General features: G+C 69.3%; 21 protein-coding genes and 1 tRNA gene. 14 read left to right on the forward strand and 8 right to left on the reverse strand.

Features of this window, described 5'->3' with window-relative positions; genetic code table 11:
- Positions 1 to 115 precede the first annotated feature (115 nt).
- From OV427_RS40660 to OV427_RS40670, 3 genes are all read left to right on the forward strand, one after another.
- On the forward strand, positions 116 to 922 hold the full coding sequence (locus OV427_RS40660) for a GNAT family N-acyltransferase (protein ID WP_267861609.1): 807 nt from the start codon (positions 116 to 118) through the stop codon (positions 920 to 922).
- A gap of 350 nt (positions 923 to 1,272) precedes the next feature.
- A complete protein-coding gene (locus tag OV427_RS40665; RefSeq protein WP_267861610.1) occupies positions 1,273 to 1,995 on the forward strand; it encodes a DUF6602 domain-containing protein in 723 nt (240 codons plus the stop codon).
- A 42-nt stretch (positions 1,996 to 2,037) separates the two neighbouring features.
- On the forward strand, positions 2,038 to 2,979 hold the full coding sequence (locus OV427_RS40670) for an SMODS domain-containing nucleotidyltransferase (RefSeq protein WP_267861611.1): 942 nt from the start codon (positions 2,038 to 2,040) through the stop codon (positions 2,977 to 2,979).
- Here the strand turns inward: OV427_RS40670 and OV427_RS40675 are convergent.
- The gene (locus tag OV427_RS40675) at positions 2,969 to 3,319 is read right to left on the reverse strand and encodes a hypothetical protein (protein WP_267861612.1); all 351 of its coding nucleotides are present in this window, start codon (positions 3,317 to 3,319) and stop codon (positions 2,969 to 2,971) included. The two genes, OV427_RS40670 and OV427_RS40675, sit on opposite strands and share 11 nt — an antisense overlap.
- An 8-nt stretch (positions 3,320 to 3,327) precedes the next feature.
- On the opposite strand from OV427_RS40675, the gene OV427_RS40680 reads away from it, so the two are divergent.
- The 3 genes from OV427_RS40680 (at position 3,328) to OV427_RS40690 (ending at position 5,290) form a co-directional block, all read left to right on the forward strand.
- The gene (locus OV427_RS40680) at positions 3,328 to 3,720 is read left to right on the forward strand and encodes a VOC family protein (protein ID WP_267861613.1); all 393 of its coding nucleotides are present in this window, start codon (positions 3,328 to 3,330) and stop codon (positions 3,718 to 3,720) included.
- A 68-nt stretch (positions 3,721 to 3,788) separates the two neighbouring features.
- Complete coding sequence (locus tag OV427_RS40685; RefSeq protein ID WP_267861614.1) at positions 3,789 to 4,202, forward strand: MAPEG family protein; 414 nt, start codon at positions 3,789 to 3,791, stop codon at positions 4,200 to 4,202.
- 365 nt (positions 4,203 to 4,567) lie between these two features.
- The gene (locus OV427_RS40690) at positions 4,568 to 5,290 is read left to right on the forward strand and encodes a peptidoglycan-binding domain-containing protein (protein WP_267861615.1); all 723 of its coding nucleotides are present in this window, start codon (positions 4,568 to 4,570) and stop codon (positions 5,288 to 5,290) included.
- Between the two features lie 6 nt (positions 5,291 to 5,296).
- Here the strand turns inward: OV427_RS40690 and OV427_RS40695 are convergent.
- Positions 5,297 to 5,395, reverse strand: a tRNA-Sec gene (locus OV427_RS40695).
- A gap of 53 nt (positions 5,396 to 5,448) precedes the next feature.
- Complete coding sequence (locus tag OV427_RS40700; RefSeq protein ID WP_267861616.1) at positions 5,449 to 6,087, reverse strand: TetR/AcrR family transcriptional regulator; 639 nt, start codon at positions 6,085 to 6,087, stop codon at positions 5,449 to 5,451.
- A gap of 106 nt (positions 6,088 to 6,193) precedes the next feature.
- Between OV427_RS40700 and OV427_RS40705 the strand changes: the two genes are divergently transcribed.
- Entirely contained in the window at positions 6,194 to 7,186 is a 993-nt protein-coding gene (locus OV427_RS40705; RefSeq protein ID WP_267861617.1) for an NAD-dependent epimerase/dehydratase family protein, read from the forward strand.
- On the opposite strand, the gene OV427_RS40710 is transcribed toward OV427_RS40705, so the two are convergent.
- Positions 7,140 to 8,213 carry a metallopeptidase family protein gene (locus tag OV427_RS40710; protein ID WP_267861618.1) on the reverse strand — a complete coding sequence of 358 codons (1,074 nt, stop codon included), beginning with the start codon at positions 8,211 to 8,213 and terminating at the stop codon, positions 7,140 to 7,142. The genes OV427_RS40705 and OV427_RS40710 overlap by 47 nt on opposite strands.
- Before the next feature lie 91 nt (positions 8,214 to 8,304).
- Here OV427_RS40710 and OV427_RS40715 point away from each other — a divergent pair, with 91 nt between their 5' ends.
- Both OV427_RS40715 and groL read left to right on the forward strand, forming a co-directional pair.
- Positions 8,305 to 8,661, forward strand: coding sequence for a response regulator (locus OV427_RS40715; RefSeq protein WP_164000776.1), 357 nt, complete (start codon positions 8,305 to 8,307; stop codon positions 8,659 to 8,661).
- A 179-nt stretch (positions 8,662 to 8,840) separates the two neighbouring features.
- Positions 8,841 to 10,490 carry a chaperonin GroEL gene (groL, locus tag OV427_RS40720; protein WP_267861619.1) on the forward strand — a complete coding sequence of 550 codons (1,650 nt, stop codon included), beginning with the start codon at positions 8,841 to 8,843 and terminating at the stop codon, positions 10,488 to 10,490.
- Positions 10,491 to 10,635: 145 nt separating this feature from the next.
- On the opposite strand, the gene sinM is transcribed toward groL, so the two are convergent.
- Positions 10,636 to 11,850: a signal integration modulator SinM gene (gene sinM / locus OV427_RS40725; protein WP_267861620.1), complete on the reverse strand. Its 1,215-nt coding sequence runs from the start codon at positions 11,848 to 11,850 to the stop codon at positions 10,636 to 10,638.
- Positions 11,847 to 13,364, reverse strand: a complete 1,518-nt coding sequence (gene sinK / locus OV427_RS40730) for a hybrid histidine protein kinase/response regulator SinK (RefSeq protein ID WP_267861621.1) — start codon at positions 13,362 to 13,364, stop codon at positions 11,847 to 11,849. Before sinK ends, sinM begins: the two co-directional genes overlap by 4 nt.
- A gap of 122 nt (positions 13,365 to 13,486) precedes the next feature.
- On the opposite strand from sinK, the gene OV427_RS40735 reads away from it, so the two are divergent.
- A complete protein-coding gene (locus OV427_RS40735; protein ID WP_267861622.1) occupies positions 13,487 to 13,882 on the forward strand; it encodes a demethoxyubiquinone hydroxylase family protein in 396 nt (131 codons plus the stop codon).
- Here OV427_RS40735 and OV427_RS40740 read toward each other — a convergent pair.
- Positions 13,879 to 15,252, reverse strand: coding sequence for a sensor domain-containing diguanylate cyclase (locus OV427_RS40740; RefSeq protein WP_267861623.1), 1,374 nt, complete (start codon positions 15,250 to 15,252; stop codon positions 13,879 to 13,881). The genes OV427_RS40735 and OV427_RS40740 overlap by 4 nt on opposite strands.
- A 48-nt stretch (positions 15,253 to 15,300) precedes the next feature.
- Between OV427_RS40740 and OV427_RS40745 the strand changes: the two genes are divergently transcribed.
- The 4 genes from OV427_RS40745 (at position 15,301) to nadC (ending at position 22,148) form a co-directional block, all read left to right on the forward strand.
- Positions 15,301 to 16,116: a chemotaxis protein CheW gene (locus OV427_RS40745; protein ID WP_267861624.1), complete on the forward strand. Its 816-nt coding sequence runs from the start codon at positions 15,301 to 15,303 to the stop codon at positions 16,114 to 16,116.
- Between the two features lie 119 nt (positions 16,117 to 16,235).
- A complete protein-coding gene (locus OV427_RS40750; RefSeq protein WP_267861625.1) occupies positions 16,236 to 17,549 on the forward strand; it encodes a response regulator in 1,314 nt (437 codons plus the stop codon).
- Between the two features lie 64 nt (positions 17,550 to 17,613).
- Entirely contained in the window at positions 17,614 to 21,264 is a 3,651-nt protein-coding gene (locus OV427_RS40755; RefSeq protein ID WP_267861626.1) for a valine--tRNA ligase, read from the forward strand.
- Between the two features lie 11 nt (positions 21,265 to 21,275).
- Positions 21,276 to 22,148: a carboxylating nicotinate-nucleotide diphosphorylase gene (gene nadC / locus OV427_RS40760; protein ID WP_267861627.1), complete on the forward strand. Its 873-nt coding sequence runs from the start codon at positions 21,276 to 21,278 to the stop codon at positions 22,146 to 22,148.
- A 91-nt stretch (positions 22,149 to 22,239) separates the two neighbouring features.
- Here the strand turns inward: nadC and OV427_RS40765 are convergent, their stop codons facing one another.
- Positions 22,240 to 25,158 (reverse strand): SBBP repeat-containing protein, encoded by a 2,919-nt coding sequence (locus OV427_RS40765; protein WP_267861628.1) that lies wholly within the window; start codon positions 25,156 to 25,158, stop codon positions 22,240 to 22,242.
- Between the last annotated feature and the right edge of the window lie 68 nt (positions 25,159 to 25,226).

A 25,226-nucleotide genomic window follows, 5' to 3' on the forward strand; every position in this document is an offset into this window, starting at 1 on the left:
TCCGACGTCGCGGTTGACGTGGAATGGAAAGATGCGTGGCTCGCACTTCGGGTTTCCGCGACGAAGGAATGGGTCAAGACGGCGCAACGCCGGACTGCTTCCGAGAGGGGACCCCATGACATCCATGCACTGCCGTGTCGCCACCACCCAGCGCGAGCTCGATGACGCGCTGCGCGTCCGCTGGGCCGTCTTTGGCGGAGAGCTGCGTTTGATTTCCGGGAAGGTGCCGCCGTCCCGGCGCGAGGTGGGCTGTTTCGACACGTTGGACACGACGATGCACCTGGTCGTCTACGCGGACCGCGAGCCGGTGGCGACGGCGCGGCTGCTGCTGCCGAACCCGGAGGTGGCGCACGACACCGGGGGACGGCTGGGCCTCGAGCTGGAGCAGCGACTGGACCTGTCGGGTGTCGTGGGGCCGAGCCGGCTGTTCGCGGAGACGGCGCGCTTCTGCGTGCTCGAACGGTGGCGGCACTCGGAGGCGGTGGCGCGGCTGCACGCGGGCATCTACGAGGAGAGCCGGAGGCGCGGGGTGACGCACTGGATTGCGGCGGCGAACCTGGACACGGACTCGGAGGAGGACGCGCGCCTCGTGTACCAGGTGGCGGCGCACCGGGGCTGGCTGAGCCCGCGCTGGAAGGTGAAGGTGTCCGTGCCAGGGGAGCCACCCGCCATTCCAAGTGACCCGCTGTACACACCCCAGGAGCGGGCGCGCGCGAGGCAGGGGCAGTTGGACGGGCTGCGAATGCCTCGGGCGCCCTCGCTGTTCGCGAGGAAGATGGGGGCGAGGTTCGTCTCCGAGGCCATCTACGAGGCGGGCTTCCGCCGCTTCACCCTGCCGCTGATTGCCGCGCTGGATGAGATTCCGGCGAGCACCCTGGCGCGGTTCGAGGCGCTGGACTCCCGCGCCTCCCACGCCGCCTGAAGCCAGCCGCGCTTCGACACCCGGCGGCGTGAGGACGCCTGGGAGTAGGGGGAGACCATACCTCCAGGGAGGTAGAGACAACTCGGTACCCGGAGTCCATCCTCCCGTTCGAACAGTTGCACCGGCTGTGGAGGACGCGCCGCGCGGTTCATCACCCAGGTCCAGCTCGAGGGAGGGCGCCGTCACGGGCCCGAGCACCTGGGTGGCGTAGCGCCGGTACAGACGAGGGGTGCGACTGCTGGGCGCCGCGAGTGGGTCTGGAACTACGAAGGGGCCAGACCCGCTCGTGGCCGCTCAGGTGGGCTTGAGGAAGCGGGCGTCCTGGTAGGCCCATGGAGCAACATCGTCAAGTGAGCACCTGGTCCCTCAAGCAGATTCTTGCGAGCCTTCATGACGACATCCAGCAGCGGCTGTCGATTGCTCGCCGGTCGTTCCATCACCCTGGAACCAAGGGTGACGCCAGCGAGCGTGTCTGGCTGGAGCTGCTGCAAACCTACTTGTCCCAGCGATACCAGGCCACTACCGCACACGTGGTGGACAGCGATGGCCGCTTCAGCGACCAGATCGACGTTGTTGTCTTTGATCGGCAGTACTCGCCGTTCATCTTCAACTTTGAGGGCCAGACAATCCTTCCGGCGGAGAGCGTATACGCCGTCTTCGAGGCGAAGCAGTCCATCAACGCCACGCAGGTTGCATATGCGAGGCAGAAGGTCGCGAGCGTTCGGCAACTGAAGCGGACGAGCCTCCCCATCCCCCATGCGGGTGGAACGTATCCTCCGAAGTCCTTGCAGCCCATCTTGGGCGGCTTACTGACGCTGGAGAGCGAGTGGACCCCACCCCTCGGCGATGCTCTCCTTGAGGCTCTTGCCACAGGAGACGCGGCCGGCCATCTCGATATCGGCTGTGTCGCCGCTCATGGGCTCTACTTCCTTGGCCAGAATGGTTCGTATGTCGTCACGGAGAAGGGTAAGCCTGCGACAGCGTTTCTGCTGGAGCTGATTGCTCGTCTTCAAACGATGGCGACCGTCCCGATGATTGATGTTCGGGCCTACGCGCGCTGGCTCGCGGACTGAGTTGGCGCAGGCCGTGCCGACGTAGATGATACGGAGCAGAGTGTGAATCTGGATTTCCTAGATGAGCAGATGGCTGAACTTTCCAGGCAACTTGAACCCAGTGAGGCCCAGCGAAGTGCCGCCAGGAAGAGTCAGCGCGCAATCCGTGAGGCGCTCGACTCTGGCAACATGGCCAGCCGCATCATCACAGACTACCTGAGTGGCAGCTACGCGAGACACACCGCTATCGCGCCAATCGACGATGTAGACATCATCTTTGTGATCGATCCATCCAAGTGGAGGAATCCGGGCTCTGGCGGACGTCCGGCTCCCGAGAAGGTTCTGGAGACCTTCGCCGGCGCCATTCGCCTAAGACGCGACAGCAGCACGGTCATGATGCAGCGTCGTTCCGTCGGCCTGAAGATGCATCATCTGCATATCGATGCGGTCCCAGCAATCGAGACGGAGCGCGACGGGTTGATCTTGATTCCAGACCGCCGCAAGGAGGAGTGGATCCTGACGGGCCCCAAGATTCATGCGGAGCGAGCGACAGCCTTGAATCAGAAGCGTGGGAATATGTTCAAACCCCTCGTGAAGATATTGAAGGGCTGGAACTCGCAACTCGATGAAGACACCGCCTTCAAGTCCTTCAGCCTCGAAACCATGGCCCTGCGCATCTTCGAGGCCCGGAACTTCGACTCGATGTTCGAGGGGGTCTTGCTGTTCTTTGATTTCCTCTGTGGCCGGTTCGCCGAGGACACGCACTTCGAGTGGCCCGATAGCCTGGGCGTCGGTCTGTCCAGACCGTGTTTTGAGTATCAGCTCCTCGATATTGCCGGCACCGGGTCGAACCTCTTCGCGAACCTGTCAGACGATCGGCGCGGAGCCTTTCTCGAGGCGGCTCTCAGGACGAGAGACCTTCTGTGGAAGGCGAAGTGCTCGCGGTCGAGGGATCAGTGCCTGAACTACCTGGAGGAAGCTTTCCCGGACGACGTCAACCCTTGAAGGCCACCTTCATCCCGCTTTGGAGCAATAGGAACAACGGAACCCCCATCAGCCCGAGCAGCCCGAAGCAGAGCGAGGCGAGAGCCCACACGACGGCCGGCCCGAGGGCCAGTGCTCCCTGCCTGCGTGCCTTCACGATCTGGATGAAGCCACGGAAGCCCGCGATCAGCTGGATGGTCGCGAGGATCGCGAGTGGACGGAACGTCCCTGCATCTCCCAGGTCGGTGCTCACCGCGACGAAGACCCACACCCAGCCGAGCACGAACATCCCCATGGCGACGCCACCGGAGATGAGGGCCTTGCGCACGAGCGGGTCCGAGCTGGTGGCGAGAGCAGTCATGGTTCCAGATGCTACCGCGACAGGAGTGGCTCTATGTTCCGGGCGCCATGACCATCACCGCGCTCAAGCCATTCATCCCTTCCGGAAAGGACTTCGCGGCGGCCCGGAGCTTCTTCCTGGAGCTGGGCTTCACGGTGAACTGGGAGGGGCAGGGGCTCGCGGAGCTGCAGCTCGGTGCGGCGGTCTTCCTCCTCCAGGACTTCCACAACCCGGTCGTGCAGGAGAACCTGATGATGTTCGTCCGGGTGGATGACCTGGATGCGTGGTGGAAGCACCTCCAGGAGTGCGGCGTGCTGGAGCGCTACCCTGGCGTCCGCGCCAAGGCGCCGACCGTGTATCCGTGGGGCCTGCGCGAGGTGCACCTGATCGACCCCGCCGGGGTGTGCTGGCACTTCGCCTAGAAAACCGTGGGCGGGCTGCGGTCTGGCGGATACGGTCCCGAGCCTCTCGCAGCTGGAGGACCACACCCTTGACCAACACCTTGCTCGGGACGACGTTGCTCGCGGTCCCCGTGACGGCGCTCTACGGCGCGCTCAACGCCTTCCTCACGGTGGGCCTCTCCATCAACGTCAGCCGCGTGCGCGGCAAGCACAACGTGTGGCGCGGTGATGGTGGACACGCCGACCTGATCGCCGCCATCCGCGCGCACGGGAACAACGTGGAGCACGTTCCCCTCGCGCTCATCCTGCTGCTGGTGGCCGAGCTGTGCGGCGGAAACTCGATGGCGCTCCATGCCTTCGGTGGCGCACTGCTCGTGGCGCGGCTGGCACACGCGTTCGGCCTGATCAAGGCCAGCCGCGTGCAGGTGGTGGGCGCACTGCTGACCCTGGTCGTGCAGGTGGGGCTCGCCGGGTACCTGCTCTGGCTGCGGCCCTGGAGCTGAGCCTTCCCCTCGGCTTTCTCACCGGTTTTGAGGCGAGCCGCGAGGGTTCCAACAGTTTGGACGCAACTCTGTTACCGCTCGTTCGAGAATCCACGTAGGACCGGGCCTCTATACCCCCGGACGCTCCTCTCCCCCTCAAGGAGGACATCATGGCCGTCGGTGGCGCAGGCTCGGCAAGCAGCGGTAGTAGAAGCGGAAGCGCGGGCGCCGGTCGGTCGGCTGGGAGTTCGAGCGCGGGTAAGAGTTCGAGTGCGAGCAGCGCCTCGAAGTCCACTGGCTCGATGGCTGCCGCGCGGGCGGCGGACCGGGCCAGCGTGAGTGGGTACTCCGCCGATAGCAAGGCCTCGACGAAGACTTCCGGGTCGATGGCCGCAGCACGGGCGGCGGACCGGGCGAGCGTGAAGGGCTACTCCGCCGAGACCAAGGCCTCGACGAAGACTTCTGGCTCGATGGCCGCCGCGCGAGCGGCGGACCGGGCGAGCGTGAAGGGCTACTCCGCCGAGAGCAGCTTCTCCTCGAAGAACTCGATGGCGGCGGCCCGTGCCGCGGATCGGGCGAGCGTGCTCGGCTATACGAGCGGCTCGCTCCGCAAGGGGACGACGAACGACACCGTCCGGGGCTTGCAGGACCGGTTGCGCTCAGCGGGATTCAATCCTGGAAAGACTGACGGGAAGTTCGGCCCCGCCACGGAGAGGGCCGTTCGAGACTTCCAGCGCGCGATGGGACTCAAGGCGGATGGCGTGGTGGGGCGGCGGACCTTCGAGGCCCTCAACAAGTCCTCGAGCTTCACGAAGGCCAATACTGTGAACACCCCGTCGACGACGACCGGCAAGCCGTTCGAAGCGATGGCCCGGCTCGCGGAACAGCACGGCCTCACCGTTACCTCGACCAACAAGGGAAAGCACAACGTCGGCTCGAAGCACTACCTGGGGCGGGCCATCGACGTGCGCACTCGCGGCGTGTCGCAGGAGCGCCTCGACGCCTTCATGGCCGATGCCCGGGCGCGTGGCTACACCGTGCTCGACGAGCGGACACGCCCGGCGGGACAGGCGGTCTGGGGCGGTCCCCACATCCACGTCCAGAATTGAGTGAAGTGGCGGTAGGGCACGGGAATCGAACTCGCCAGGGACGCCTCTCAGCGCCCCTCACCGGTTTTGAAGACCGGGCCGGCCACCAGGTCCGGAGGCCCTACCGCCGTCGATTACTGCCGCACGCCCCGGGCCCCGTCAACCCACGCGCCGTGCCCTCACCGCGTCTTCTTCGCGGCCTTGCCCGGCTTCAGCCCGGGCAACCCATTCACCAGGGTGCTCACCAGCAACTGCGCCAGTTCCTCCGCGGGTGAGCCCTTGAAGCCCGTGCACGTGAGCCGCAGGCTCACAATCCCGTGCAGCCCCGCCCAGAGCACCTCGGCCAGCTTCGAGGGCTCGGCGTCCTCCGCAATCCGTCCCGCGGCCTTCAAGTCCTCGAACACACGGACCAGCACGGCGAAGGATCTCGGCCCCGCGCCGTCCGCGTCGCTGAACAGCGCCGTCGACAGCTTCGGGTCCTCCATGAAGATGAGCCGGTAGGGCTCCGGCTGCGCCAGGCCGAACTTCACGTACGCCTCGGCCATCTTCGCCAGCCGCTCCAGGGGTTCCTCCACCTTCGCCGCCGGCTCCAGCGCGGCCAGCAGGTCCTGGAACCCGCGGACACACAGCTCGCGCGCAATCGCGTCCCGGTTCTCGAAGTGCAGGTACAGCGTCGCCGGTGCGTACTCCACCGCGTCCGCCAGCTTGCGCATCGAGAGGGCCGCGAAGCCCTCGCGCATCACCATGTCCCGCGCCACCCGGACGATCTGCTCGCGCAGCTCCGCCTTCTGCCGCTCCTTTCGCTCCGAAATCCCCATGTTCTTGACTGTAGGCCTTGACGTTCAGAACGGCCACCAGTAAATGAACACCGTTCACAGAACGGTGTTCATGAATCATCCGTCGTTCGGAACAAGGGAGCACGACATGGACAAGGTGGCGTTGTTCGGCGCATCGGGCGTCATCGGGCAGAGCGTGGCGCGGTCCCTCAAGGCGCAGGGGCGGGCCTACCGGGTGGTGGGTCGCTCGAAGGCCGGGCTCCAGCGTGAGTTCGGCGCGGACCCGCTGGCGGAGGTCGCCACCTGGAACCCCGAGGACATGGACTCCATCCGAGCCGCGGCCCGGGGCATCCACACGCTCATCTACATGGTGGGGGTGAACTACTGGCAGTTCCACCTCCACCCGCAGCTCATGCGCCGCACGCTCGACGCCGCCATCGCCGAGGGCGTGCAGCAGGTGCTCCTCATCGGCACCGTGTACCCGTACGGCCGCCCCCGCACCACGCCCGTCACCGAGGACCACCCCCGCGAGCCGCACACCTTCAAGGGGCGCATGCGCAAGGAGCAGGAGGACCTCCTTCTCGCCGAGCACGCCGCCGGCCGCATCCGCGGCACCATCCTCCGCCTCCCCGACTTCTACGGCCCCGGCGTGGACAAGAGCTTCCTCTACCGCCCCTTCCTCGCCGCGACGCAGGGCACGCGCGCCCAGCTCATCGGCCCCATCGACTCGCCGCACGAGTTCGTCTACGTGCCCGACGTGGGCCCCGTCGTCACCGCGCTCATGGACGAGCCCCGCGCGTACGGCCGCTGGTGGAACCTCGCCGGCGCGGGCGTCACCACCCAGCGCGCGCTCGTGAATGAAATCTTCGCCCAGGCCGGCCGGCCGCCGAAGCTCATGGCGTCAGGGAAGGGGATGCTCCGGCTGATGGGCCTCTTCGACCCGTTCATGAAGGAGCTGGTGGAGATGCACTACCTGCTCACCGAGCCCGTCCTCATGGACGACTCGGCGCTGCGGGGGCTGCTGGGCACCGTGCACAAGACGCCCTACAGCGAGGGCATCCGCCAGACGCTCGCTGCCACTCGCGCCGCGTCCGTCAGTCCAGCCCCCGCTGCCACAGGTCGTCCTCATCCAGTCCCATGAGGTGACCGACCTCGTGCATCACCGTGATTCCAATCTGCTCGATGAGCTCCTCGCGCGTCCTCGCGAAGCGCTCCAGGTTCTTCTGGTACAGCACGATGGACGCGGGGAAGTGGTCATACGCGTTCGTCACGCTGCGCTCGCCCACGGGCGTGCCCCGGAACACCCCGAGGATGCTCGGGGATAGCGGCGGGTCCTGGCCCAGCAGGTCCTCGTCCGAGGGCAGGTCCTCCACGGCAATCGTCACGTTGTCCAGGTACTGCTTCGCGTGGTGGGGCAGGGCCTTCACCGCGTCCTCCACCGCGCGGTCGAACTCCTCCTCCGCCAGCTGCACCGGGGGAGGGAACTCCTCGGGCACCAGCGCCTCCGCCTTCCCGAAGCGCTTCTTCGCCTCCTTTTCGTCCCCGCGCCGCTCCGCCATCAGCCCCAGGTAGTGGTGCGCCCACGCCTCGTCCGGCATGTCCTTCAGCACCTTGTCGAAGGCGGCCCGGGCCTCCTCGAAGCGGCACAGCTCGAACAGGGCGATGCCTCGCTCCAGCTGCGCGTCCACCGAGCGCGGCAGGTGCCGGAGCGCCTCGTCCAGGCTCGCCAGCGCCGTGGCGCACTCGCCCATCTGGTTCAGCCCCATGCCCTCCAGGAGGAGGAATTCGTAGAGCAGCTCCACATCATCGGCCTTCTGGGCCAGGCGCCGGCCTCGCGCACACAGGGCGAGCCCCTCCGCCACCGCCTCCCGGTCCTCCCCGGTGCGGCACACCAGGCAGTCCGCGGCGCCCAGGAGCACCTCCGGGTCCTCGGGCGCCAGCTTCAGGGCCTGTCCGTAGGCCCGGCCGGCCTCCTCCAGCCGGCCCAGTTCCACCAGGGCCGCCGCCCGGAAGTGGAGGGCCTCGGGCAGCTCGGGTGCGTCCGCCAGCAACCCCTCCGCTCCGGACAGGGCCGCCTCGAAGTCACCCGTCTCGAAGGCGTCCGCCACCGCGTCCAGTCGAGCCTCCATCCCCGCCACCCCCTCTCGCTTCGCGGTCCGCTTCCCCATGGGCCGGCACATATGAAGGCACAGCGAGCGTTGTCAACGACGGCCACGGCTGTTACGTTCCGCCCCCCGTCCAAGCGCGACGGAACGTCCCGTGAACATCCTTGTCGTCGACGACGATCTCGAGCTGTGCACCATGCTCTCTCGCTTCCTGGAGATGCATGGGTACACCGTGTACTCGGCGGCGGACGCCTTGCAGGCGCTCGACATCCTGGAGCGCAACCAGGTGGGCATGGTCATCACCGACTACCTCATGCCCCACCTGGACGGCATCCACTTCACGGAGATGCTCAAGGCGGACCCCCGCTTCCAGGCCGTTCCCGTCCTCCTGATGACGGGCAGCACGGAAGAGGGCATCACCGACCGCGGCCTGAGAAAGGGCGTCGCCCTGACGCTCCGCAAGCCGCTGGACATGGGGCAGTTGCTCACCCTCGTGCGCTTCGCCGAGTAACCCGGCAGGGAGCCCCGTGGTGGCCTGCACCCAGGGCCTCTGGTCGCGTCCGCTCGCCCACAGGTCCGCCCTTCCTGGTTGACATCGTTGGGCTGGCCCTTATGTTGGCGCTCGCCATGGCCGAGTGCTAACGGCCTGTGTCGTATCAATAAAATCCCCAGGAAATTCAGGAGGTTGCGATGGCAGCGAAGGAGATTTTCTTCCACCAGTCCGCGCGTGAGGCCATCCTGCGCGGTGTCCGGACTCTGTCGGACGCTGTCGCGGTGACCCTCGGCCCCAAGGGCCGCAATGTCGTCATCGAGAAGAGCTTCGGCTCGCCCACCATCACCAAGGACGGCGTCACCGTCGCCAAGGAGATCGATCTCGAGAACAAGTTCGAGAACATGGGCGCGCAGATGGTGAAGGAGGTCGCGTCCAAGACCTCCGACAAGGCTGGTGACGGCACCACCACCGCGACGGTGCTGGCGCGCTCCATCTACGAGGAGGGCCTGAAGCTGGTGGCCGCCGGCCACAGCCCGATGGACCTCAAGCGCGGCATCGACAAGGCCGTCGAGGTGGTGGTGGAGGAGCTGAAGAAGCTCTCCAAGCCCACCGCCGACAAGAAGGCCATCACGCAGGTGGGCACCATCTCCGCCAACGGCGATGAGACCATCGGCGGCATCATCGCGGACGCGATGGAGAAGGTGGGCAAGGAGGGCGTCATCACCGTCGAGGAGGCCAAGGGCCTGGAGACCAACCTCGACGTGGTGGAAGGCATGCAGTTCGACCGCGGCTACGTCTCTCCGTACTTCGTGACGAACCGCGAGCGCATGGAGGTCGTCGTCGACGACCCCTACATCCTCATCAGCGAGAAGAAGATCTCCTCGATGCAGGACATGATTCCCATCCTCGAGCAGGTGGCCCGCTCCGGCAAGCCGCTGCTCATCATCGCCGACGACATCGAGGGCGAGGCGCTGGCCACCCTGGTGGTGAACAAGATCCGCGGCGTGCTGAACGTGGCCGCGGTGAAGGCCCCGGGCTTCGGTGACCGCCGCAAGGAGATGCTGAAGGACATCGCCACCCTGACGGGCGGCACGGTCGTCAGCGAGGAACTCGGCCACAAGTACGAGAACCTGACGCTGAACGACCTGGGCCGCGCCAAGCGCATCACGGTGGACAAGGACAACACCACCATCGTCGACGGCGCCGGTGCCAAGGGCGAGATTGAGGGCCGCATCAAGCTCATCCGCTCGCAGATCGACACCGTCACCAGCGACTACGACCGCGAGAAGCTCCAGGAGCGGCTGGCCAAGCTGGTGGGCGGCGTGGCCGTCATCAACGTGGGCGCCGCCACCGAGACGGAGATGAAGGAGAAGAAGGCCCGCGTGGAGGACGCGCTGCACGCGACTCGCGCGGCCGTCGAGGAGGGCATCGTCCCTGGCGGCGGCGTGGCCTACCTGCGCACGCTGACCGCGCTGGAGAAGCTGAAGCTGGGCGGTGAGCAGGACTTCGGCGTGGACATCATCCGCCGCGCGCTCCAGGAGCCGCTGCGCAAGATTGCCAGCAACGCAGGCGTCGAGGGCGCCGTGGTCATCAACAAGGTCCGCGAGGGCAAGGGCGCGTTCGGCTACAACGCCCGTACCGATGTGTACGAGGACCTGGAGAAGGCCGGCGTCATCGACCCGACGAAGGTCGAGCGCACCGCGCTGCAGAACGCCGCGTCCGTGGCCTCGCTGCTGCTGACCACGGAGGCGATGATCGCCGACCGCCCCGCGAAGAAGAAGGGCAAGAACGGCGGCGGCGGCGGCGGTGGGATGCCGGACTACGGCGGCGACGACATGGAGTACTGAGCCGCCTCCAGCAGCCCGGGGCAGTCGCCTCGGGCCCGCCGGGTCGGTGATGGATTCTTGATGTTGGGACGCGGCCCTGGATGCCTCCTCGAGAGGCGCCGGGGCCGTGGCTTTTTCCGGGGCAGGGGAGGGGCTGCGCCGTGCTTCAGGGCACCCGGCCCACCGCGCCCCCGGTGCCGCTCTCCTGCGACGTGTAGAGGAGCGTCTCGCCGTCCACCAGCAGGCCGCCCGGGCCCGTGCCCGAGGGGCCCACCGGGTCCGAGGTGCCGGGCGCGCAGGGTCGCACGCGGCGCAGGAAGTCCGCGCTGTCGGCGCGCGATTCCTTGAAGTAGACCACCCCGTTCAGCTCCACCGGGAACATGGGTCCTTGGAGTCCTTCGGCGAGGACCCCAGCCGTGCCTCCTCCTCGTGGCAACTCGAGGAGCCGGCCGGTGCCGCCGCTCCCTTCGGTGATGAGGAAGTGTGTGGGCGTCACCTCCAGCGAACTGCCCTGCGTCACCGTTGCATCCCGGTGTTCAGCGGACGCGCTGCCATCCAATGGGACGCGGTAGAGGCCCGGAGTGGTGCCTCCGGTAACGAGGAACCACACGTCCGTGCCTACCACCCGCGCGCCTCGCACCCGGGCCGCGCTCGGGCCGGCGTACAGCTCCTGGCGGTTGTTCCCGTCGGTGTCCACCCGGAGCAGCCACCGGTTGCCCGTGGCCACCACCAGCACGTCGCGGCCGGAGAGGGTGGCGCGCAGCACTTCCGTGCCACCGACGGTGACGTTGTTGAGCGTCGCGTCGATGGGCAGGTCACCCCGCTTCCCCGTCGCCTTGTCCACGCGCCAGAGCCCGTCCAGGTCCAGCACGTAGACGCTCGTCGCATCCACCGCGATGGCGTCCGGTGCGCGAAAGCCCGAGGCAAAGGGCGCGGCAGTGCCGCCCGAGCGAGAGAGCTTGAGCACCTGGCCCGCGCCCGGAGTCGGCTGCTGGGGATTCAGCGAATGCGACTCGGAGATGTAGAGGTCCGTCGCGTCCAGGGCGAGCCGGCGCGGCGTGTTCAACCGCGTGGCCAGCTCCGTTCCGGTTTGCCCGGCGGGGGCCTCGCAGACTCCACCGTCGGCCGTGCCCGCATCCGTGCTTCCACCGTCCACGCCCGTGCCCGCGTCGTCTTCCGTGCCCGCGTCGGAAGGCTCCGTGCCTCCGTCGGGTTCGGTGCCTCCGTCTGGCTCCGTGCCACCGTCCTCCGTGACGCCCGCGTCGTCGCCGCCCGTCCCGGAGTCCTCCGTCCCGCCCGCGTCCGGCCGTCCCGGCTGCGGTGACGACCCCGAGGAGCAGGCCACCGCGAGCAGCAGGACGGACAGGAGCGTGCGTTTCATGGGACTTCTCTCTTGAAGGCACGGCTCAGCTCGCGGCTGAGGGCCGTGGTGTCGGACAGCAGCTTGGGCAGACACGCGGCGGCACCGGCGCGCAGGGACTCCAGCGCCGTCTCCATCGTGAGGTGCTCGGCCAGCACGACGAAGGGCGCGCCCTGCGCCAGCGCCTTGCCCAGCTCCAGCGCCTTGCGCCCGTAGGCCGGCGCGAAGTCCCAGCTCACCACCACGCCCGCCGGCTTCGCCATCGCCATCAGCTCGGCCGAGGGGAGGATGCGCGCCTCCAGCCCCACCATCGTCAGCGCCTCGGTGATGAGCCGCGCCGTCGTCGGGTTGTCCTCCAGCACGTCCACCCGCCGCACCTCCGTCGCCGTCCTCAACGCGAGCGGGGCCGACTGCGCCGACAGCGCCGTGCGCAAGAGCGTGCGCACCTCCCGGATGTCGTCGAAGGGCTTGAGCATGTAGTCCACCACGCCCAGCTCCAGCGCCTGCTGCGTCGTCACCAGCGACGGGTAGCCCGTCATCAGGATGACGCGCGAGTTGGAGTAGAGCCGCCGCGCCTGTTGCGCCAGCTCCAGTCCGGACAGGCCCGGCAGGTTCTTGTCCGTGACGATGAGGTCCACCGGCGCCTGGCGAAGCAGGTCGAGTGCCTCCTCGCCGCTGGCCGCCTCGATGACCTCGCACTCCTTGCCCATCAGGTCGCGGAAGACCATGCGGATGATGGTCTCGTCGTCCACCACCAGCAGCCGCTGGCGCCGCGCGGTCGGCGTGTCCGACGTCGGGAAGAGCACCCGGAACACGGTGGCTGGCGGCGGCACGTCGCGGACGACGCCCGGGGCCGCCAGGCCCACCTGCGCGCGGTGCTCCTGGGCAATGCGCCGGCACACCGCGAGCCCCAGCCCCGTGCCCCGCTTGTTGGCGGTGACGTAGGGCTCGAAGATGCGCTCGCGCAGCTCCTCGGGAATGCCCGGGCCCCAGTCCGCCACGTACAGCACCGGCGACGAGCCCTCGCGCGTGAGCACCACCTTCACGCGGCCGCGCCCGGCCATGGCGTCGCGCGCGTTGTTCAGGAGGTTGAGCGTGAGCTGCTCGATGAGCCGCGCGTTGCCCTGGATGGTGATGTCCTCGGGCGCCTCCACCTCCAGGGAGATGCGCGCGGAGTCCGGGTTGATGCTGAAGAGCTTCGCCGCCGCCCAGATGGGGGCCGCCAGGGACAGGCTCTGCTGGGGTGCGGGGCGCTCGCTGGCCAGGCGGATGTAGTCGGAGACGATCTGCTCCATCCGCTCCACCTGCGCCAGCAGGAGCCTCAGCGGGCCGGAGGGGCCGCCGTCCTCCGCCAGGAGTTGTGCGTAGGCCTTCACGCCCAGCAGCGGCTGCCGCAGCTCGTGCAGCACCTCCGCGGCGAGCTGGGTCGACTGGGCGCCCGCACGTTGCAGTGCCGCCGCCGCCGCGCGCGCGGCTGGCAGGTCCCCCGCCTCCAGGGCCTGGAGCAGTTGGGAGAGCGGCGCGGGTGTTTCCATTTCCTGAGCATGACGGAGGCAGCGGCTTCTACGCAACGCGGGCGAAGGGATTCCGTTGACCCGGGCCCGGGGGGCGCGGATGCTCGCCCGCGTTCCTCGCGCCCGGCCTCGGGAGGGCCTTCATGCCGCAGACCAACCCGTTCCACTCGCTCGTGCCCCGGAAGATGACGGACACCGAGCTGGCTCGCTCCATCCGGCTGAACATCGAAGCGGAGCTGGACGCCATCAATCTGTACGCCGCGCACATCGACGCCACCGACAACGAGGACGCCAAGGCCATCCTCCGTCACGTCATGGACGAGGAGCGCGAGCACGCCGCCCTCTTCTGGCAGCTCATCGCCCGGTTGGACCCGGAGCAGGCCCAGCACGACCGCGAGGCGTCCGAGAAGTACACGCTCATCACCACGGGCGCGCCGCACGAGGCGGTGGAGGCCGTGGGCAAGGAAGGCGGGGAAGCGCGCACCGTCGCGGAGACCAACCCCGCGAAGCATCTCACCGTGGGCAGCCTGCGCCGCTAGCTCCGGTCCGGCACCGACTGCCGGCGCTCCGCCGGCGGGGCTTCCAGGTCCATGGCCGCCATGTAGACGACGTTCCGGGTGCCGCGCTTGCCCCGGTACATGGCCCGGTCGGACAGGTCCAACAGCGTGGCCTTGTCCCGGGCGTGCTCGGGGAAGCTGGCCACGCCGATGCAGGTGGTGACGCCCAGCGACAGCCCCTCGCGCGAGAGGAAGCGGTGCGTCTCCATGGTGCGGCGGATGCGCTCCGCCACCTTGAGCGCCCCGCCCGAGTCGGTGTTCCGCAGCAGCACCACGTACTCGTCGCCGCCGTAGCGGGCCACCACGTCCGGGTCTCTCACGCAGCCCTTCACCACGCGTGCCGTCTCCACCAGCAGCTTGGAGCCCACGAGGTGGCCGTGCGTGTCGTTGATGGACTTGAAGTGGTCCAGGTCCAGGAACAGCAGGCTGAAGGGGCGCTGCGTCTGGACCGAGTCCTGGACTTCGCGGTCCAGCACCATGTGCAGGTAGCGCGTGTTGAAGAGGCGGGTGAGGTCGTCGACGTACGCCAGGTCCTCCACCGCCGCGAAGCGCCCGAGGTTGCGCAGCGCCAGCGCCCAGTTGCGCACGAGGTAGCCGGCCGTCTCGCCCGTCCACTCCGCGCCGGCGCCGCGGAAGAAGAGCACCGCGTGCCCCAGCACCGACTCGCCCTCCACGGCGGGGATGGAGAGGGCACGCGGGAAGGACGCGTCCAGCCCCTCGAGCTCACGAGGGGCGCGCGCGTCCGCCAGGTGGGAGATGAGCGTGGCGACCAGTGACTCCTCCACCGCGGAGGGCAACCCGCGCGTGCCCTGGAGGCGCAGTCCGGAGGCGTCCCGCTCCAACAGCACCACCGCGGTGGCGGCGGCCATGGCCTGCAGCGCGCCCGCGGTGGCGGTGGCCAGCTTCTCCCGGTCCAGCGTGGTGGCGATGCGCTGCCCGGCCTCCAGCATGGCGACGTGCCGGCGCAGGGACGCGTTCTCCTGCATCAAGTCCCGGGTGGTGAGGGCGCGGCGGACGGCGTGCTGGAGGGCCTCCGGGGCCACGGGCTTGACGAGGTACTCGGCCGCGCCGCTCTTGATGGCGCGCACGGCGGGGTCCACCTTCTCCAGGCCGGTGATGACCACCACCTCCACGCCGGGATGGCGGTCGCGCACGTAGCGCAGCACCTCCATGCCGTCGCCGCCGGGGAGGATGAGGTCCGTCACCACCGCATCGAAGCGGTCCGCCGCGAGGACCTCCCGGGCGTCCTGCAGCGTGCCCACGGCCGTGACGGCGTGGCCCACGGCCGTGAGGTAGTCGCCGTAGAGGGTGCGGGCGATCTTTTCGTCGTCGACGAGGAGGATTCGCGCCATCTGAGAAGGGCTTAGCACCAAGGGGTGGAAGGCTGCTAGGGTAGGGCCGTGTCACCCTTCGAAAGCGGACGCCGGCTCTGCCTGCTCGTCGAGGCAGGAGAGACGCGCTACGCGGTGGAGGCGACCTCCGTCATGGAGGTGGCCATCCCCGGCGCCAACGGCGGGAGCCTCCGCGGCGTGCTGGAGGTGAAGGACCTGTCCGCCCTGCTCGGCGGCCCTCCGGAGGAGGGAGCGGGCATGGTGGTGGTGCTCGACGTCAGCCCGACGCTGGCCGTGCGCGTACGCTCCGTCGTGGAGGTGGCCGACGTCGCCCGCGCGCCCTTCTTCCTGCTGCCGCCCGGACTGGCGGACTCGCTGGCGCCCCTGAGTCGCGGCGCGGTGCTGCACAAGGAGCGGCTCTACCTGGAGCTCATCGCGGAGGCGCTGCCCCACCGGGTGGGCCCCCACCTGTCGCCCGCCCCCCTGCGCCCCGTGCACTGGGCCGAGGCCGCGCCCGAGCGCGCGCTCATCTTCGAGTCCCAGGGGCGCCTGTTCGGCGTCCCGCTGGTCCTGGTGTCACAGGTGGTGGAGCGGGGGGGCGCCTTCAGCGTCCTACCCGTGCAGAGCGGACCGGTGGCCGGTATCTTTCCACATGCACAGGTGCTCTGGCCCATCTGCTCCGTCCCCGCGCTGCTGGGCGCGGCCCCGGTCGCCGAGTCCTTCTTCATCCTCACCGAGCTCGCCGGCCGGAACGTGGGGCTGACGGCCACCCGGGTGCTTGGCGTGCTGCACCGCTTCGAGCCGGACGAGACCGCGGGCTCCTTTCGCGCACCCGGTCTGCCCGGCCCCGTGTTGTTCCTGGACCTGCAGCGCATGTTTTCTTGATCGTCCTGGAGCGCGACCCGTAAGCTGCCCCGCTTGATAGAGTGCCGCGACCTGGCTTTTTAGCGGCAGGAATCCCCAACGAATTCAGAGGGGTAGACGCCCCCCCGAGGCCCGAACCGATGCCCAAGAATCTGCTGGTCGCCGATGACTCGCTCACCATCCGCAAGGTGATCGGGATGATCTTCGCGACCGAGGACTTTCAGGTGACCGCGGTGGACAACGGGCTCGACGCCATCTCCCGCGTCCGCGAGCTGCGCCCTGACGTCGTGCTCGCCGACGTGATGATGCCGGGCAAGAGTGGCTACGAGGTCTGCGAGGCGCTGAAGAGCGACCCGGCGACCCAGGGCATCCCGGTGGTGCTGCTGGCGGGCACCTTCGAGGCGTTCGACGAGAACCGCGCCCGCGCCGCCCGCGCGGATGACCACATCGCCAAGCCCTTCGAGAGCCAGGTGCTGCTCGACAAGGTGAAGGCGCTGGTGGGCCAGAAGTCCAACACCATGCCGGCCTCCATGGCCACGCGGGTGATGCCGCCGTCGGCCCAGCCCGCTGCCCCCACGCCTGCGGCCCCGGCGCCCCAGCCTGCGCCCACTGCGGCCGCCCGTCCGGCGGGGATTCCGCAGGGCACCCAGTCGGGCTTCCCGCGTCCTCCAGGGCCGGGCATGCCGCCGGGCGCTCCGGGCGCGCCGCGTCCTCCGGGCCCCGGCGCACCGCCTCCGGGCATGGCCCGTCCTCCGGGGCCGGGCATGCCGCCGGGTGCTCCAGGCGCGCCGCGTCCTCCGGGGCCGGGCATGCCTCCGGGCCCCATGGCCCGTCCTCCCGGGCCGGGCATGCCTCCGGGCGCGCCGCGTCCTCCCGGGCCGGGCATGCCGCCTCCGGGCGCCGCCGCGCGTCCGGGCGTGCCGCCTCCGCCGGGGGCTCCCGCGCCGGGCATGCCGCCGCGTCCGGGCGTGCCGCCGGGTGCGCAGCCTCCGGGCATGGCCCGTCCGGGCATTCCGCAGGGCACCCAGTCGGGCTTCCCGCGGCCTCCTCCGGGGGGCGCGCCGCTGCCTCCCGCTCCGGCCCCCGCGCCGCAGCCGGCCGCCCGTGCGAGGGATCCGTTCGGGCTGGGCGCTCCCGCCGCGCCGCAGGCCGCTGCCCAGCCGTCCATCAGCATCGAGGACTCGCTGCCGGACACCCAGGGCGCGGAGGAGATCTCCCTCGACATGGGGGGCCCGCCGGCACCCGCTCCGGTCGCCGCCCGTCCCGCCGCCGCTCCGGCCGCGGCCCGTCCCGCGGCTGCCGACGGTGGCGAGGCACAGCTGCGCGAGGCGCTGTCGAAGGCCTCCCGCGAGGTCATCGAGAAGATTGCCTGGGAGGTCGTACCGCAGCTCGCGGAGACCATCATCCGTGAGGAGCTCGAGCGGCTCATCAAGGACCGAGAGACGCAGCACTGAGGCGTTCTACGCCGTACCCTCCTGACCCTCCCGCCGGCCCCGTCCCCGGGGCCGGCCGTCTGCAATGACCGACACCACTGAACTGTCCAAGGCCTACGAGCCGACCGAGGTCGAGGCCCGCAACTACGCCTTCTGGCTGGAGAAGAACTACTTCCGCGCCGAGGCGACCTCCGACAAGCCGGCCTTCTCCATCGTCCTGCCGCCGCCCAACGTGACGGGCAGCCTGCACATCGGCCACGCCCTCACCGCCACCATCCAGGACATCCTCACCCGCTGGAAGCGGATGAGCGGCTTCAATGCCCTGTGGCTCCCCGGTACGGACCACGCCGGCATCGCCACGCAGATGGTGGTGGAGAAGGAGCTGAAGAAGACCGAGGGCAAGAGCCGCCACGACCTGGGCCGCGCGAAGTTCCTCGAGCGCGTCTGGGAGTGGAAGGCCAGATACGGCGCCCGTATCGGCGAGCAGCACCGCTTCCTGGGCGCGTCCCTGGACTGGAGCCGCGAGCGCTTCACCATGGACGAGCAGTCCTCGGCCGCGGTGCGCGAGGTCTTCGTCCGCCTGTACGAAGAGGGCCTGATGTACCGGGCCCAGAAGCTCATCAACTGGTGCCCCTCGTGCCGCACCGCCCTCAGTGACCTGGAGGTGGAGCACGAGGAGAAGAACGGCTCCATCTGGCACATCCGCTACCCCGTGAAGGACAGCGACCGCACGCTCACCGTGGCCACCACGCGCCCGGAGACGATGCTGGGCGACACCGCGGTGGCCATCCACCCGGACGACGAGCGCTACACGGGCCTGGCCGGGCAGACGGTGAAGCTGCCGCTGACGGACCGCGAGATTCCCATCATCGCGGACGCGGAGTTGGTGGATCCGAAGTTCGGCACCGGCGTGGTGAAGGTGACGCCCGCGCACGACTTCAACGACTACCAGACGGGCCTGCGGCACAAGCTGCCCATGCTCACCATCCTGGACGACGCGGCCCGGATGACGAAGGACACCGGCAAGTACGCCGGCCTGGACCGCTTCGAGGCGCGCAAGCAGGTGCTCGCGGACCTCACGGAGCAGGGGCTGCTGGACAAGGAGGAGCCGCACAAGCTCTCCGTCGGCACGTGCCAGCGCTGCGCCACCGTGGTGGAGCCGCGCCTGTCGCCGCAGTGGTTCGTGAAGATCGAGCCGCTCGCGAAGCCGGCGATTGAAGCGGTGGGGCAGGGGCGCACGAAGTTCGTCCCCGAGGCGTGGACGAACACGTACTTCCACTGGATGCGCAACATCCACGACTGGTGCGTCAGCCGCCAGCTGTGGTGGGGCCACCAGATTCCCGCGTACTACTGCACCTCGTGCAGCCCCCGGCAGGGCGATGACACGGACCTGCCGCTGGACGCGCCCACGGTGAAGGTGGGCGGGGTGGACTTCGCGCGCGCGGAGCCCATCGTCGCTCGCGAGCAGCCGAAGTCCTGCCCGAAGTGCGGCGGCGCGTCCTTCATCCAGGACTCGGACGTGCTGGACACGTGGTTCTCGTCCGCGCTGTGGCCGTTCTCCACGCTGGGCTGGCCGCGCGAGACGCCCGAGCTGAAGACTTTCTACCCGACGTCCGTCATGGAGACGGGCAGCGACATCATCTTCTTCTGGGTCGCCCGGATGATGATGATGGGCCTGCACTTCATGGGGGATGTGCCCTTCCGCACCGTCTACCTGCACGCGATGGTGCGCGACGAGAAGGGCGAGAAGATGTCCAAGGTGAAGGGGAACGTCATCGATCCCCTGGACATCGTCCTCGGCGCTCCGGCGGACAAGCTCCAGCCGACGCTGAAGAACAAGTTCCCGCAGGGCATGCCGGCGTTCGGCGCGGACGCGCTGCGCTTCACGCTCGCGACGCTCACCCAGCAGGGCCGGGACATCAAGCTGTCCATGGACCGGCTGGCTGGCTACAAGGCCTTCTGCAACAAGCTGTGGAACGCCAGCCGCTTCGCCCTGATGAACATGGGCGACTTCCAGCTCGACGCGCGCCCGCTGACCGAGCGCAAGCTGACGCTGGCGGACCGGTGGATTCTCTCCCGGCTGCAGCGCGCCACCACCGAGACGCACAAGGCGCTGGAGGAGTTCGGCTTCGCCGAGGCCGCCTCCACGCTGTACCAGTTCCTCTGGGCCGAGTTCTGCGACTGGTACATCGAGCTGGCCAAGGGCTCGCTGTACGGCGAGGACGCGGAGGCCAAGGACTCCACCCGCGCGGTGCTGGTGTTCAGCCTGGACCGCATCCTGCGGCTGCTGCATCCGTTCATGCCGTTCATCACCGAGGAGATCTGGCAGAAGCTGCCGATGTCCCGGCCGACGGCCAGCATCATGATTGCCCCGTTCCCCACGCCGGAGGCGGCGCTGGTGGACGAGGCGGCCGAAGCGGAGATGGCGCCCGTCATCGCCGCGATTGAAGGCCTGCGCACCATCCGCGGCGAGAGCAACCTGCCGCCCGCCACGAAGGTGAAGGCGGTGGTGCAGAGCCCGGACGCGCGCACGCGCGAATTGCTGGAGCGGTGGCGTGGCTACCTCATGCCGCTGGCCGGCCTCTCCGAGGTGCAGGTGGGCGCGCCGGGCGCGAAGCCGCCGCAGGCCGCCGCCTTCGTGGGCTCGAATCTGGAGATCTACGTCCCGCTGGCGGGCCTCGTCGATTTGGACGCGGAGCGCGAGCGGTTGAAGAAGGAGATTGCCCGCGCCGAGCAGGAAGTGGCCGGCGTGCTGCGCAAGCTGGAGAACCCCAACTTCGTGGCCAAGGCGCCGCCGGACGTGGTGGTGAAGGACCGTGCCCGCGTCGAGGAGCTGAACGAGCGCAAGGCCAAGCTTCAGGACCACCTGCAGCGGATTGCCCCGGAGCCCGCCATGCCCGAGAACACGCCGTCTGAGAGCAGCACGTCGTCGTCCCAGGAGGCCGTCTCCCCCTCCGCCCAGGCCCAGGTGAAGGCCGCCCCGACGCAGGAAGAGAAGGGCGGTGTGGACCTGGGCCGGGAGTTGAAGGGTGAGATGGGTGACTCGGGCGGCGCGCCCGAGGCCGAGGACTCGCAGGTCCAGGACGCGCTCGCGAAGCTGCGGGAGCGCACCAAGGAGGGCCTGTCCGCGGCCGACCACCAGGACCTCGGCGTCGCGTACATGAGCATGGGGCTCGTGGACGACGCGATGCGCGAGTTCAACCGGGCCAAGGAGGGCGACGCCGAGGCGCCGGCCACCGGCACGGACGAGGACTCCGCTTCGGCGAAGGCGCAGGGCGACAAGCTGGCGAAGCAGGTGCCGGCGGCGAAGCCCAAGCGCCCGGCCCCGGCGAAGAAGACGCCGTCCGCTCCGGCGAAGGTGCAGGGCGACAAGCTGGCGAAGCAGGCTGCCCCCCCGGCGGCGCCCGCGAAGAAGGCGGCTGCTCCCGCGAAGAAGGCCGCGGCTCCCGCGAAGAAGGCCGTGGCGAAGAAGGCCCCCGTGAAGGCGGCAGCGGCGAAGAAGGCCCCCGCCAAGAAGGCCGCGGGCAAGGCTCCGGCGAAGAAGGCCGCGGCGAAGAAGGCCCCCGCCAAGAAGGCCGCGGGCAAGGCTCCGGCGAAGAAGGCCCCCGCGAAGAAGGCGGCGGCGAAGAAGGCGGCGGGTCGGAAGGCTCCCGCGAAGAAGGCCTCCGCGAAGAAGGCGGCGGCGAAGAAGGCCACCCGGGCGAAGCCCACGGCACGGGCGAAGGCCCGGCGGTAACTGGAGGCGACGTGCAGCAGGATTACCTCGACCGTCTCATCGCGCTCGCCCTCGATGAGGACCTGGGGGCGGCGGGAGACGTCACCTCGCAGGCCCTCATTCCTCCGGATGCGGAGGGCAGCGCGGAGCTGGTCGCGAAGGAGCAACTGGTGCTCGCGGGGATGGAGGCCTTCATCCGCGTGTTCCACAAGGTGGACCCCGACGTCGAGGTGGAGCTGATCCGCCGTGACGGCGAGGAGATCAAACCCAAGGTGGTCGCCGCGCGCTGCCACGGGCGGCTGCGCTCGCTGCTGGTGGCGGAGCGCACCGCGCTCAACCTCGTCCAGCGAGCCGCGGGCATCGCCACCCTGGCGCAGCAGGCGATGACGTCCGTGCGGGGGTCCAAGCTGAAGGTGCTGGATACCCGCAAGACGCCTCCGGGCATGCGCACGCTGGCCAAGGACGCCGTCCGCATGGGCGGCGCCTCCAACCACCGTTTCGGCCTCTTCGATGGCGTCCTCATCAAGGACAATCACATCGCGGCGGTGGGGGGTTCCATCTCCGAGGCCCTCCGCCTCGCGAAGCTGCACGGGCCCCGACTGGCCAAGATTGAAATCGAGGTCACCAACCTCAAGCAGCTCGCCGAGGCGATTGAGCACGGCGCCGACGTGGTGATGCTCGACAACATGGACGACGCGCAGATTCGCGAGGCGGTGAAGCTCACGAATGGCCGCGTTCCGCTCGAGGTCTCCGGCGGCGTCACCCTGGACCGGCTGCCCCGCCTGGCGAAGATGGGCGTGGACTTCGTGTCCATGGGCGCGCTGACGCACTCCGCGCGGGCCATGGACCTGTCGTTGGAAATCACCGGCACGGCGAAGAAGCCGCGCAAGGCGAAGCCGGCGTAGAGCGCATGCGAGGGCCGGGGCTGACGCGGCCATGGCCCTTCGCTGCTTCTCCCGGAGAGGGGCCCGAACTGGCGCCCCCCTCCGGCACGGCTCACGGCGAGTAGCGGCCCAGGAAGAGGTCCTTGCCACCCGCGCTCGTCTGGCCGGGCAGGGTGCCCATGGTGCCGCCCACGAGGTACACGCCGTTGCCGGTCAGTGTCGCCGCACCCAGCGCCACCTCGTCCGTGGCGGAGCCCAGGTGCTGTGTCCAGCCCCGGGTGCCATCACCGGCATATTGGGCGAGGTACGCGTCGAAGCCGCCCGCGTAACCCGGAGCCAGTGTGCCGGTGCTGGAGCCGGCCAGGTACACGGTGCCGCTGGAGTCGGTGGCCACGCCGTAGCCGAACTCATCCGCGGCGGTGCCGAGCTGGCGGGCCCACTGGCGGTCCCCCGAGCTCGTCCAGCGCGACACGAAGGCATCCGAGCCACCCTGGTTGTCGAACGCCAGCGCGCCCGTGGTGGACCCGCCCACGACGATGGCGCCCGTGCCATCCACCTCCACGTCCTGCGCGACGTCGTTGCCAGCGCTGCCCCACTGGCGCACCCACGACAGCGTGCCCGTGGCGCTGTACTTCGCGAGGAAGACGTCCTGGCCGCCGCTGCTCGCGGCCCCCTGCATGGAGCCGCTGGTGACGCCCGTCACGTAGACGTTGCCGCCGGAGTCCGCCGCCACGCCGTAGGCGAGGTCGTCCGAGGACGTGCCCAGCATGCGCACCCAGAGGAGGCCGCCCGTCGCGCTGTACTTCGCCACGAAGGCGTCCTTCAGCCCGGCGTTGGTGCCCTGGAGCGAGCCCGAGGTGTAGCCCGCGACGAAGAAGTTCGTTCCGTCCGTGGCCACCGCCCGCACCGAGTCCTCGGCGGCCGTGCCCAGCATGCGCACCCACTCGCGTGTCCCCAGCGTGTTGTACTTCGCGACGAAGCCGTCGGAGGTGCCTCCGAGATACGCCTCATCCGCGAGGCCGCTGCTCGCGTTGCCGCCCATGACGACGGCCGTGGAGGTGGCCGCCACGCCGTAGGCGTGCTCGTCACCCGCGGCGCCCAATTGCCGGCCCCAGTCCCGGCTGCCCGAGGCGCTGTAGTGCCGCAGCACCGCGTCGCGGCCGCCCTGGTTGTCGTAGTCGAACGCGCCCAGCGAGTAGCCCGCCACGTAGGCGCCCCCGTTCGGGTCCGCCGCCACCGCATAGCCGTACTCGTCCGAGGACGTGCCGGTCTGCTGCTGCCACAGCAGGTCCCCGCCCGTGGGGGGCGGAGTCGTCGTCGTGCAGCGCTCCAGCGCGCCCTTGTCCGGCGCGCTCCCGCAGAAGGTGGCGCCCGTGTTGTTCAGCGCGCTGTCCACCGCGGGCGACGTCGACTGGAGCGTCAAATCGCCCGCGGACTCCTGCGTGAAGGCCGGCGCCGCCACCGCGCTGGTCGGGTCTCTCAGCGTCAGTCCGCCGATGGCGCAGGCGCTGCTGCGCCAGCCGCTCAGGTCCTTGTCGCCCTGGGCGAAGTCGCAGGCGAGGTGCGCGGCGGAGCCGTCCGCATGGGAGTAGAGATTCCCATCGGACTCGAAGTCCACGAGGTAGTGGCCGTCCGTCACCAGCCACCGCGAGCCGGCCGCGGACAGCGAGATGACGTTGTTCCAGAAGTCCATGTTGCGCACCGTCCACCCCGCGCCGGAGATGACGACGCCCATGCGGCCCGCCTGGGAGATGGTGTTGTGGAAGAAGTCGCCACCATCGAGCTTCTGGACGTACAGGGCGGTGCCCGAGGTGCTGTTGTTGCCGCAGCCCTTCTCGCCCCAGTACAGGTGGTGGAAGCGGGTGCGGGCCACGACGATGTTTGCCACCGGGTCGGTGGCGCTGTTGCCGACGCCCACGCCCATGCAGGCGTCGGAGATTTCGGAGTCCTCCACGCGGATGCCCTGGGCGCTGAAGTGGAAGATGGTGGTGCCTCCGCCCCGGAGCGTGCCGCTGGAGTCCTTCGCGGCGCGGAAGCCGTGGTAGCGCTCGCGGCGCAGCGTGATGAAGTCGCAGTCCTTGATGTCCGCGGCCTCCTCCACCACGCCCTGGTTGGCCGGGCTGGTGAACATGTCGTTGTCCTCCAGCGTGATGTCCGCGGGCCGCGCTCCGGGCGTGTAGCCATAGAGCGGGCCGGCGCACTGGAGCCCGTCACCGGTGTTGTCGTGGATGGTGTTGCCCTTCACCAGCACGGAGTGCGAGTCGGACAGGACGACGATGGCGTGGCCGTCATCGCGCTCACGGCAGTAGCGGCGCAGGACGTTGGACGCGTCGTACTCGGGCTTGCAGAAGCTGCCGGCGGAGCAGTCCGCGTGCGTGGTGCAGGCCACGCCCCGGGCGCTGCCCGCGGTGTGCTCGAAGGTGTTGCGAAGCTCGTTGCCCTGGATGAGGACGTACTGGGCCTGCACGTTGAGCGCGTCCAGCGAGGCGTCGCGCACCAGGCTGTTGCGCAGCGTCAGGTGGTCCGAGCGGAAGAGCACCACGTGCGTCCGCGCATAGCGGCCGTCCAGCTCCAGCCCGTCGAGAATCCAGTACCGCCGGTTGAGGCGGAAGATGGGCGCGCTGCCGTTGCTCTTGAGCACCGGCTTCGCTTCGCCGGGCGCACCGCGCACGGTGATGGGCGCAGCGGCCGTGCCGTCGAGGGCCGAAGCGGAGGCCAGGTCCACCTGCACCGCGTCGTAGGTGCCTGCGTGGACGTAGACGGTGAAGCCGGCGGGCAGGCCGCGCACCGCTCGCACCACCGAACGCCACGGTCTGGCCGCGCTGCCGTCACCCGTGGAGTCGCTGCCGGTGAGGCTGACGTGAACCACCTTGTCGGCGGGTGACACGTAGCTGGCATAGGCGTTCTGTGACTGCACCGTCGCTGCACTGCGACGGTCCCCGGCCACGATGTCCTTGCTCACGGCCGCGGAGGCCTGGCAGGCAAGGGTCAGCACCGCGAGCGCGTAACTCCGCGCCACATTCCCACGCATTCGGAACTCCCGTTCGTTCTGTTAACTGGAGGATGAAGCGCGGCCAGGGTGGCACTGACCCACCCGGA

Source organism: Pyxidicoccus sp. MSG2 (assembly GCF_026626705.1).
In the GTDB taxonomy this organism is placed as follows: Bacteria; Myxococcota; Myxococcia; order Myxococcales; family Myxococcaceae; genus Myxococcus.

What these genes read in the sequence shown, in the direction of transcription:
- OV427_RS40735 (WP_267861622.1), top strand. Translation starts at nt 13,487, where the DNA reads ATGCCGCAGACCAACCCGTTCCACTCGCTCGTGCCCCGGAAGATGACG.
- OV427_RS40680 (WP_267861613.1), top strand. Translation starts at nt 3,328, where the DNA reads ATGCTACCGCGACAGGAGTGGCTCTATGTTCCGGGCGCCATGACCATC.
- OV427_RS40755 (WP_267861626.1), top strand. Translation starts at nt 17,614, where the DNA reads ATGACCGACACCACTGAACTGTCCAAGGCCTACGAGCCGACCGAGGTC.
- sinM (WP_267861620.1), bottom strand. Translation starts at nt 11,850, where the DNA reads ATGAAACGCACGCTCCTGTCCGTCCTGCTGCTCGCGGTGGCCTGCTCC.
- OV427_RS40660 (WP_267861609.1), top strand. Translation starts at nt 116, where the DNA reads ATGACATCCATGCACTGCCGTGTCGCCACCACCCAGCGCGAGCTCGAT.
- OV427_RS40705 (WP_267861617.1), top strand. Translation starts at nt 6,194, where the DNA reads ATGGACAAGGTGGCGTTGTTCGGCGCATCGGGCGTCATCGGGCAGAGC.
- OV427_RS40690 (WP_267861615.1), top strand. Translation starts at nt 4,568, where the DNA reads ATGGCCGCAGCACGGGCGGCGGACCGGGCGAGCGTGAAGGGCTACTCC.
- sinK (WP_267861621.1), bottom strand. Translation starts at nt 13,364, where the DNA reads ATGGAAACACCCGCGCCGCTCTCCCAACTGCTCCAGGCCCTGGAGGCG.
- OV427_RS40740 (WP_267861623.1), bottom strand. Translation starts at nt 15,252, where the DNA reads ATGGCGCGAATCCTCCTCGTCGACGACGAAAAGATCGCCCGCACCCTC.
- OV427_RS40675 (WP_267861612.1), bottom strand. Translation starts at nt 3,319, where the DNA reads ATGACTGCTCTCGCCACCAGCTCGGACCCGCTCGTGCGCAAGGCCCTC.
- OV427_RS40750 (WP_267861625.1), top strand. Translation starts at nt 16,236, where the DNA reads ATGCCCAAGAATCTGCTGGTCGCCGATGACTCGCTCACCATCCGCAAG.
- OV427_RS40700 (WP_267861616.1), bottom strand. Translation starts at nt 6,087, where the DNA reads ATGGGGATTTCGGAGCGAAAGGAGCGGCAGAAGGCGGAGCTGCGCGAG.
- OV427_RS40765 (WP_267861628.1), bottom strand. Translation starts at nt 25,158, where the DNA reads ATGCGTGGGAATGTGGCGCGGAGTTACGCGCTCGCGGTGCTGACCCTT.
- OV427_RS40710 (WP_267861618.1), bottom strand. Translation starts at nt 8,213, where the DNA reads ATGGGGAAGCGGACCGCGAAGCGAGAGGGGGTGGCGGGGATGGAGGCT.
- groL (WP_267861619.1), top strand. Translation starts at nt 8,841, where the DNA reads ATGGCAGCGAAGGAGATTTTCTTCCACCAGTCCGCGCGTGAGGCCATC.